This window comes from Reinekea marinisedimentorum, from assembly GCF_004341165.1.
Classification (GTDB): Bacteria; Pseudomonadota; Gammaproteobacteria; order Pseudomonadales; family Natronospirillaceae; genus Reinekea; species Reinekea marinisedimentorum.
Window position 1 is genome coordinate 199,518 of record NZ_SLZR01000008.1, and the last position, 7,869, is coordinate 207,386.

At 52.4% G+C, this 7,869-nt stretch carries 6 protein-coding genes; 4 read left to right on the forward strand and 2 right to left on the reverse strand.

All coding sequences use genetic code 11. From position 1 onward, the window contains the following. Window positions 1–96 precede the first annotated feature (96 nt). From BCF53_RS11080 to BCF53_RS11090, 3 genes are read left to right on the forward strand one after another with little or no spacing between them, the layout of a single operon-like run. Window positions 97–849: a HesA/MoeB/ThiF family protein gene (locus tag BCF53_RS11080; protein WP_132701792.1), complete on the forward strand. Its 753-nt coding sequence runs from the start codon at window positions 97–99 to the stop codon at window positions 847–849. After that, window positions 850–2,034, forward strand: coding sequence for an MFS transporter (locus BCF53_RS11085; RefSeq protein ID WP_132701793.1), 1,185 nt, complete (start codon window positions 850–852; stop codon window positions 2,032–2,034). 12 nt (window positions 2,035–2,046) lie between these two features. Next, on the forward strand, window positions 2,047–2,607 hold the full coding sequence (locus BCF53_RS11090) for a YqgE/AlgH family protein (protein WP_132701794.1): 561 nt from the start codon (window positions 2,047–2,049) through the stop codon (window positions 2,605–2,607). Between the two features lie 37 nt (window positions 2,608–2,644). On the opposite strand, the gene BCF53_RS11095 is transcribed toward BCF53_RS11090, so the two are convergent. Together BCF53_RS11095 and BCF53_RS11100 are read right to left on the reverse strand one after the other, a co-directional pair. Next, window positions 2,645–3,742 carry a hypothetical protein gene (locus BCF53_RS11095; RefSeq protein ID WP_132701795.1) on the reverse strand — a complete coding sequence of 366 codons (1,098 nt, stop codon included), beginning with the start codon at window positions 3,740–3,742 and terminating at the stop codon, window positions 2,645–2,647. A gap of 66 nt (window positions 3,743–3,808) precedes the next feature. Further along, window positions 3,809–5,809 carry a methyl-accepting chemotaxis protein gene (locus tag BCF53_RS11100; RefSeq protein ID WP_132701796.1) on the reverse strand — a complete coding sequence of 667 codons (2,001 nt, stop codon included), beginning with the start codon at window positions 5,807–5,809 and terminating at the stop codon, window positions 3,809–3,811. A gap of 203 nt (window positions 5,810–6,012) precedes the next feature. Between BCF53_RS11100 and purT the strand changes: the two genes are divergently transcribed. After that, window positions 6,013–7,200: a formate-dependent phosphoribosylglycinamide formyltransferase gene (gene purT / locus BCF53_RS11105; protein ID WP_132701797.1), complete on the forward strand. Its 1,188-nt coding sequence runs from the start codon at window positions 6,013–6,015 to the stop codon at window positions 7,198–7,200. Window positions 7,201–7,869 lie beyond the last annotated feature (669 nt).

The window sequence follows — 7,869 nt, forward strand, 5'->3', positions numbered from 1 at the left end:
TCATGCGTCAGCAGAAAGGGCGTTTTCGTTTTTATCGCTGACATTTAGCGGCCAGCTCCGTAAAATCCGGTCTCTTTTCTCATTCGCAGAGTTCAAATGACTTCCCTTACAGACTCTCAATTACTGCGTTATGCGCGAAATATTTTGTTAAGCAATGTCGATATTGCCGGTCAGGAAGTGCTGCTTGGCAGTCACGTTGTTGTCATCGGTGCCGGTGGCTTAGGCAGCCCGGTGCTGCAATATTGTGCCGCCGCGGGTATTGGTCAGCTGACTATTATTGATGACGACTGTGTAGACGAGACAAACCTGCAGCGTCAGGTCATTTTTAACGAGCAGCAGGTGGCGCAGCCGAAAGCTGAAGCCGCTGCCGCACAGCTGCGTCAACTGAACTCTGCTATAACGCTGAATGCCAAAACCGAGCGCTTAGAAGCCGGTAACGTTGACGGCTTGCTGCAGGGTGCCGATCTGGTCATCGCCGGTACCGATAACCTGGCCAGCCGAATGCTTGCCAACGGCTATTGCCGGGCGCACTCTATTCCATTGGTGACTGGCGCGGCCATCGGCACCTCTGGCCAGATCACCTGTTTTGACTTCCGTCAGCAGAACAGCGCTTGCCTGGCTTGCGTCTACCCTGATGAAAGCGAGAATTTATCCTGCGCGCAATCGGGTGTGCTGGGCCCGGTGGTTGGCACTGTGGGTTCATTAATGGCTACTGAAGCCATCAAGCTGTTGCTGAATATCGGTAAGCCGCTGACGGGGCGATTGCTGGTTTGGGATGCCATGTCGATGGACTGGCAAAATTTTAATTACGCGAAATCGCCCGGCTGTAAAGTGTGTGGAGAGAACTAAATGAACGATCAAAAACTCAGAGAAAACTTTCTGCTGCTGGTGGCCTTTGTGATGCCAATTGCGTTTTCCAGCTGGCTGGCACTGCTGAATAACTTTGCCATTGATGCTGCCGGTTTTACCGGGCGTGAAATTGGCATTCTGCAAAGCCTGCGCGAAGTGCCGGGCTTTCTTTCCTTTGCTGCCGTGTTCGTTCTGTTGTTTCTTCATGAACAGCGCTTTGCGGTCATTTCACTGCTGCTGCTTGGCCTGGGCGTGTTTCTGACCGGCTTCTTTCCTTCGGTGCTCGGGCTTTATGTCACCACGGTGATTATGTCGATCGGCTTTCATTATTTTGAAACCATCAACCAGTCATTAACGCTGCAGTGGCTGCCCAAAGAGCATACCGCTGAATTTATGGGCCGGGTGCTTTCGGTGAAGGCAGTAGCCGCCATTTTGTCCTTTGGTGGCGTCTGGCTGGCGATTGATTACTTCGAACTAGCTTACGTGTATGTGTATGCCATTTTTGGCGGCCTGACCCTGGTCGCTGTTGTTTATATGGCGCTGCGCTACCCGCTGTTTGCCGCCAAAGCGCCGCAGCAGAAGAAGCTGATTTTGCGTAAGCGGTATTGGCTGTTCTATTGGCTGACCTTTTTAAGTGGCGCCCGTCGGCAGATCTTTGTCGTCTTTGCCGGCTTCTTAATGGTGGAAAAATTCGGCTACAGTGCCGGGCAAATCGCCTTGTTGCTGCTGATTAATCACTTTTTTAACATGCTCTTTGCCAAAAAGATTGGCGCCTGGATCGGCCATATTGGCGAGCGTAAGGCGCTGACCATTGAATACATCGGCCTGGTGTTGGTGTTTGCCGGTTACGCCATTGTTGAGAACGCCTGGGCAGCGGCCGGGCTGTACGTGGTTGATCACCTGTTCTTTGCCTTTGCCATTGCCATCAAAACTTATTTTCAGAAGATTGCCGACCCCGGCGATATGGCCTCAACTGCGGGTGTTTCGTTCACCATTAACCACATTGCCGCGGTGGTACTGCCGGTTGTGCTAGGCTTAGTATGGTTGGTTTCTCCGGCGGCAGTGTTCTATCTGGGTGCCGTTATTGCCGCGCTGAGTTTAGCCAGTAGTCAGCTGATTCCATCGGTTCCGGCTCCGGGCGAGCATGTACGCTGGCAATCAGGCAAGTCTGTCAACGTAACCTGAGGTGGCGAGTTTATGAGTAGTATGAATCTGAACCACCATTTTTTAATCGCCATGCCAAACATGGCCGACCCTTATTTTGCGGGCTCGGTGACCTATATTCTGCAACATGACAGCGAGGGTACCATGGGTCTGGTGATCAACCACCAGACCGATATTCTGATGTCTGAAGTTTACGAATCTTCCGGAATCCGCATTTTTGGTGACGATGCCGGTAACGCGCCGGTCTATCAGGGTGGGCCCGTTTCCAGCGAACAGGGCTTTGTATTGCATCCTGCAGGCAAGACAACCTGGCAGGCTTCAATGGTCAATCAGGATCTGGCGCTGACGACCAGCCGGGATATTCTCGATGCCATCGCCATTGGCGTGGGGCCGGAAGATTACCTGTTTTGCCTGGGCTATTCCGGTTGGTCGGCAGGGCAGCTGGAAGATGAGCTGAAGCATAACGCCTGGCTGACCGTGGAAGCCGACAACGCCATCATCTTCAACCCGGACAACAGCAAAAAGTATCAGTCTGCGTTATCCAAACTGGGCATAGACCCGCTGTCGCTTTCCTCTCATGGTGGCCTCGCTTAGCGAAGCCACGCAGTTGTTGCCAGTGGCGCATGCGCCACTAACCTTCCAGCCCAAAGCCGTGCATAGCCAGTAGCTCCTGCTTCACGCCGGCATAGTCGATCGAATCAAACTGTTCAGCGCTCATCTGTTCTATGCGGGCTTTAATGCCGGCCTGAACATCTGCCGCCAGTTCAAGGTTATCCAGCCTGAGCAGGTCACCCTCTTGTTCGGCACCACCGGCGAACAACCGCGCCATCTGATCAAAAACATTTTCTTCCTGATTGCGGGCATTCAGTTCAGCCTTCAGCGCCATCACATAGGGAGCCATCAGCGGTATAAACAGGCTGGCCTTGGTGACCAGAGCCTTGCACACCACAACGCTGGCATTAAAGCCCTGTGAGCGAAGCTGTTCGGCGGTTTGGTGCATGTGTTCTTTGGCAGCACCGAGTGAGCCTTCACGGTAAACCGGGGCATTCAGTTCGCTGCCCAGATAGCTGTAGTTGTAGCTGGTGCAGTCGTCGCTGAGAACATCGGCTGTGCGCAGAGCCTGCAGCCAGCTTTGCCAGTCTTCACCACCCATAATTGAAACGGTATCGGCAACCTGCTGTGCGTTGGCGGCCGGTAATTCCATTTCAAAAAAGCGGTCGTTTTCCAGATCTACCTGCAAGCCCTTAAGCCCGTCTGTGGTTGGCAGAATGCTGGAGCGAATCTTATTACCCTGATCATCCAGTTTGACGCCGGCTGCCAGGCTGTAGATAACCAGATCAAACTTTTTTCCGAACGCTTTTATCTGCTCTATGACCTGCTGCTTGGTTTGCTCCAGAAAGGCATCGGCATTGAAGGTGACAGCCCGGTGGTTTTGCTGTTCAGCCAGCGTGTGAAAGGCCTGATCAAGGTGCCAGCCTGCCGAGCCGCTGTGGCTTTCACTGGCCGGGCGTTCAAAGCAAACGCCAATGCTGGTTTGTGCGCCATTGCGCAGCGTTGCCAGCCGTGAAGCCAGCCCGAAGCCGCTGGAACAGCCGAGCACCAGAACATTGTTGTAGCGTTTGCCGGCCGGTTTGCCGTTAAGGATTTGCCATTGCTGGCCAAGATACTGATGACAGCCATCAGGGTTGGAGTTTCGGACAACGCTGCCCTTAATATCGGGTTGAATCATGCTGGCTCACCGTAGAATGTAAAGGGTTCATTCTAAGCGATCAGCCAGCAAGGTGGTTGATGCAGATTAGATTTTAAACTGTGAAACCAGCGCCGACTGCTCATCAGACAGCTGGTTCAGTGATTCACTGTTGGCGGCAGCGCGTTCAGCCACGCTCTTAATATTTTCCGCCATGTCAGAAATGCTGACAATACTCTCGGCTACTTCTTTGGCAACCGAGCTTTGTTCTTCCGAGGCTGCCGCAATGGAGCTGCTCATGTCGTTAATAGAGCTTAACCCGGCCAGCATCTGCTTCAGGGTTTCACTGGTTTCCAATGCCTGCGCGACCGAACGGTCGGCCTGTTCCTGGTTGCTTTCAACAATGCCCACTGCCTGCTGCGCTTTATGCTGCAGGCTGTCGATCATCTGGCGGATTTCAGTAGCCGATTGCTGGGTTCTGTTGGCCAGCGAGCGTACTTCATCGGCCACCACGGCAAAGCCGCGGCCTTGTTCACCGGCGCGCGCAGCTTCAATGGCGGCGTTCAGTGCCAGCAGATTGGTCTGTTCGGCAATGCCCTGAATTACGTTGAGAATATCGCCAATCTGCAGCGATTCAGCCGAAAGCTGCTGAATCACCGTTGAGGCTTCATCGAGTGAAGACTTCAGCATGTTGACGAAATCAACATTGCGCGACATGGCCGTCATGTTCGATTCGGCCTGCTCGGTAATTTTGGATACTTCGGTGCTGGCTTCATTGGCGTGCGAGGCTACCTCGTTAATGGCGGCTTCCATTTCGGTCACTGCGGTTGCTACGGAATCCGTCTGCGCGCGTTGATTGCCAACTTCATCATTGGTTTGCGTGCTCATTCTGTGGCTGGCGGTTGCCACTTCGTTAATGGTCGACGCGCTGTTTTGTACCTGAGCAATCAGTGAGCCCAGTTTCTCGATCAACAGGTTGATGTTCGTAGCCACCAGGCCGAGTTCGGATTTAAAGTTTTGCCTGATCGGCTGGGTCAGGTCGCCTTCGGAAAGCGACGCTAATGACGACATAATTGCTGCCAGTGGCTTGCGGATAGAAACCACAACCGATGCCGCGATGAATACCGATACCACAACCGAGATCAGCGCCAGAATTATGTTCACCACGACGGATGTTTCAAAGGTGCTGTTGGCTTCTTCTACGGCCTGGTCAGCGATGGTTCGTACACCCTCGACCAGTGCTTGAGCCTCGGCAGCAATGCTCGCCATCTGCATGATTGTTTCATCGAAGATAACGGCGCTTTCATCGTTGTATTTCAGGTACGAAAGCTGCTGCTGAAAGGCACCGAGCGGCTGCATAATGGTGCGGTCGAATTCATCGCGGTAGTACTCAATATCAAAGGCGTAATCCGGCATGGCTTCGATCGCCAGGTTCATGTTTCGGATAAATTCGGTGTGGATATCGTTAAATTCGCTGATGTAGCTACCGGCCGCAGCATAGGTGGGGATTGAAGGGATTCTGTTCAGCAGCTCTACCGCCGCGTTGGAACGGTTCAGCGCCAGATCAATATTCCAGGCAACATCCTGCAGGCCCTGCCGGGCGGCTATTTCAGAGATCTCTCTCATATCGGTATCAAAAAACAGCCACACCTCAACAAAGTTGTTCAGCTCGGTCAGCGCCTTTTGCTGGGCGGAAATGCGGTTATCGTGCAGGTTCAGGTGTTCTTCGGCCTTGGTGAACAGGGTTGCAGCGTTGGTGTCGACTCGTCGTAACGACTCATACAGTTCAGGGTAGGCTTCAAGGTCAATGAAAAAGGCATCGGCAATAGACTGGTAATCGCCTTTGGCTTCGTTATAGGAATCTCTCAGGGCTTTACGCTTCTCTGGCTCCTGTGTGTTGGCGTGCTGCAGCATGGCCCGGTTGGCGTTTTGCAGGTTAATCAAAACTCCGTTGGCATCATCCACCATTTTAGAGAGAGTGGTCGATGTTAGCTCCAGGTGCGCCGCCATACGAATTTGTGACACGTAAGCGGTGCTTGCTATGGCGATTACCAGCGCAATAACCACCGAAAATCCTATGGTGATGCGTTGAATCAATGACAGGTTCATACGTTACCTCAGCGTAATGCTTTCTTTTGTTTGCGGCTTTAATAAGCCCTATTGGTGTCTGTATCGGGTGGGTTATTCAAAACTTTAACTAACGGCAGTATAGGAGAGTATTTTTCCTGCGATTGGCGGAAATAAATTATTGATAGCCGCTAACGCCGGTTTGCTTATAAAATCGGCCACCAAATTTATTAACGGGAGTACATATCATGGCGCTGGGCACACCCTTTTCGGCAACAGCAACACGGGTCTTGTTACTGGGTTCGGGCGAGTTAGGCAAAGAGGTCGCGATTGAGTGCAAGCGCCTTGGCGTTGAAGTGATTGCCTGCGACCGATACGAGCACGCCCCCGCGATGCAGGTGGCAGACCGCAGCTATGTACTTTCTATGCTCGATGAAAACGCCCTGGCAGAGGTGATTGAAAAGGAACAGCCGCACTATATTGTGCCGGAAATTGAAGCCATCGCCACTGCCGCGCTGGAGCGCTTCGAGCAACAGGGCCTAACGGTTGTACCAAACGCCCGCGCTGTGCAGCTGACCATGAACCGCGAAGGCATTCGTCGGCTGGCCGCTGAAGAGCTGGGCATCGCCAGCTCGCCGTATCAGTTCTGCTCAAGTTTTGAAGAGTTTGAAGCCGCCACGAAAGTGATTGGCTTCCCTTGCGTGGTCAAACCCATCATGAGTTCATCCGGCAAGGGCCAATCGGTGCTGCGCAGCCAGGAAGATTTAGCTGAAGCCTGGCAGGAAGCCCAAGAGGGCGGCCGTGCCGGTGGTGGCCGGGTGATCGTAGAAGGCTTTGTTGAATTCGACTATGAAATCACACTGCTGACTATTCGCCACAGCGGTGGCACCAGCTACTGTGCGCCCATTGGTCACCGCCAGGAAGACGGCGATTATCAGGAAAGCTGGCAGCCGCAAGCGATGACCGAAACCGCCCTGAAGCGCAGTGAAGAGATCGCCGCTAAGGTAACGGAAGCATTGGGTGGCTATGGGCTGTTTGGTGTTGAGCTGTTCATTAAAGGCGACGACGTGCTGTTCAGCGAGGTTTCCCCTCGGCCACACGATACCGGCATGGTGACTATGATCAGCCAGAACCTTTCCGAGTTTGCACTGCATACCCGAGCGTTTCTGGGGTTGCCGATTCCGGCAGTGCGTCAGTATGGCCCGGCAGCATCCGCAGTGATTAAAGCCACGGGCGAAACCAGCCTGGTGCAATACTCCGCTCTGGAAAAAGCCCTGCAGGTAATTGATACCGATATTCGCCTGTTTGGCAAACCGGAAGTAAAAGGCACCCGCCGCATGGGTGTAGCGCTGGCGCTGGGCGAAAGCATTGAAATTGCTAAAGTGAAAGCGATACGTGCAGCTTCGGAAGTTGAGGTTAAAGTAGGGGAGTAACTGCCCTCATCATTCTTACTTATCTACCTCAGGCATGCCCGCGAGAGCGGGTATCTGCTAGCCTGCAGCTACCAAGAATGCTCACGTTTAAAGAGACTCAAGGCAAGTAGCGTGCTTTGCTAAAATGATCTATTGGCGGACTAAAATGAGCTGCCGTAATACCTCAAGCTTTTGAGTTTCCCTTTCTGAAATCACTTCTATTTCTTGTCGCGATTTACGGATATTTCTGGGTTATGCGACAGCTGTCGCTTTTTGTGGAAAATTGCTCAGATTTACTTTTCAGGATGGGGGCTTCTTGCAAGGCTAATAAGGAACTAAGTGATTGTTATAAATAGAAAAAACCAGTGTCGCTTTATTTTGACTTTTACGACAGCTGTCGCTTTTTGTGGAATGCTGGCATTGACAGGAATTACTAAGGTACCCAATATTACTGGCCTGTAGCGGCATTTTATATGTCGGGGGAATTTAAAAACTACGACATGGAAGAAAGCGACAGGTGTCGTTGAATAAAATGTTGAACATGCCCGAGCGGAGCTCGGAGGTAGCCCATCCTAAACTCTTTCCTTGAAACTGGATGTCCAACCAGTATCTGATATCTTGCTTTCATGAGCAAGGTTTCTATTCAAACCTTTTTGCAGACTCATGCGAATGCCTTCCTGGCCGAGCATT